Source organism: Pontibacter sp. CAU 1760 (assembly GCF_054482735.1).
Map to the genome: position 1 here is coordinate 1 of NZ_JBTLRL010000025.1, position 1,361 is coordinate 1,361.

General features: G+C 51.9%; 1 protein-coding gene. It reads left to right on the forward strand.

Going from position 1 to position 1,361, the window contains the following annotated elements; translation table 11 throughout:
- The first annotated feature begins 41 nt into the window (after positions 1 to 41).
- Positions 42 to 1,315, forward strand: a protein-coding gene (locus ACXYMU_RS20330) for an IS3 family transposase (RefSeq protein WP_458988263.1) whose coding sequence is annotated in 2 segments (ribosomal slippage) — positions 42 to 411 and positions 411 to 1,315 — 1,275 coding nt in all. Because the reading frame shifts where the segments join, the coding sequence is not laid out codon by codon here.
- Positions 1,316 to 1,361: the final 46 nt, after the last annotated feature.

The following is a 1,361-nucleotide window of genomic DNA, read 5'->3' on the forward strand; positions in this document are numbered from 1 at the left end:
TGTCCCGTCCTGAAATAGGTTGACACTAAACACAACCTTATATGGAAAAAGGGGAAGAGAAAAAAAGCAAGCGTACTCAGTGCGACTATACCCTGGGCTTTAAGTTAGCTGTAGTAGCCCAGGTAGAGCGGGGAGAGTTGACCTATAAACAAGCGCAGCAAAAGTACGGCATCCAGGGCAAAAGCACCGTACTGGTTTGGCTTCGTAAACATGGCAGGCTATCTTGGCAGGTAAACACTTCTTGTATGGCTCAGACACCCAACCAACGCATCAAAGAGCTCGAGGCTCAACTGGCTGCTGCTCAGAAAAGAGCTGATCAAGCCGAGCTCAAGGCCAAACTGCTGGACACCATCATTGACGTGGCCGAGGGGCAGATGGGGATCCAGATCCGAAAAAAGCCTTCGGCCAAGCAGTCCACACGCTCAGCAAGGAGAAAGCCATGAGTCTTTCCTTGGCCTGCAGACTGTTTGGCTATACCAGGCAAGCCTATTATAAAAGCCAGCACAGGAGCCGGCACCTGCAAACACGCCAGGAGCAAGTCCTTGCACTGGTCCTGGGGCTGCGCCTGAAAATGCCACGCCTCGGGACCCGCAAGCTCTACTACCTCTTGCAGGAGCAGCTCACGGGCCTGAAAGTGGGCAGAGACAAGTTCTTCTCCATCCTTAGAGAAGGGGGGCTGCTGGTCCAGCCAAGGAAAAGCCATCATAAGACAACGGATTCAAAGCACTGGATGAAAAAGCATAAAAACCTGGTAGAAGGACTCCATGTAGAACGTCCCGAGCAGGTGTGGGTGGCTGACATCACCTATATTCCCACCAGAGAAGGCCATTGCTACCTTTCACTGGTGACTGACGCCTATTCCAAAAAGATCATGGGCTACCACCTCTCGGAAGACTTGCGCGCAGAAGGACCTGCGCATGCGCTGAAGATGGCCATCGGTAGAAAGAAGTATGGCCAGAGGTTGATTCACCACTCGGACCGGGGGCTGCAGTACTGCTCACAGGAGTACCAGCTGCTGCTGGCTGCAGCCCAGATAAGGCCCAGTATGACGGAGAAGTACGACCCTTACCAGAACGCGGTGGCCGAACGGGTCAATGGCATTTTAAAAGATGAGTTTGAGTTGGAAAGGGGCTTTGCCCACCACCTGGAGGCGGTGCAGGTGATCGCAGAGTCAATAGGCATCTATAACAGCCTCAGGCCCCATCTCTCGTGCCATTACCTGACGCCAGAGCAGATGCACCGGCAAAGTAAGCTAAAGGCAAAACAGTGGAAAAAGAAAACCTCCAATACAAATGCACTGGAGGTCTCAAATTAAAAAGTAATTTCGTCTAAAATCCGTCAACTTATTTCAGGACAAGACA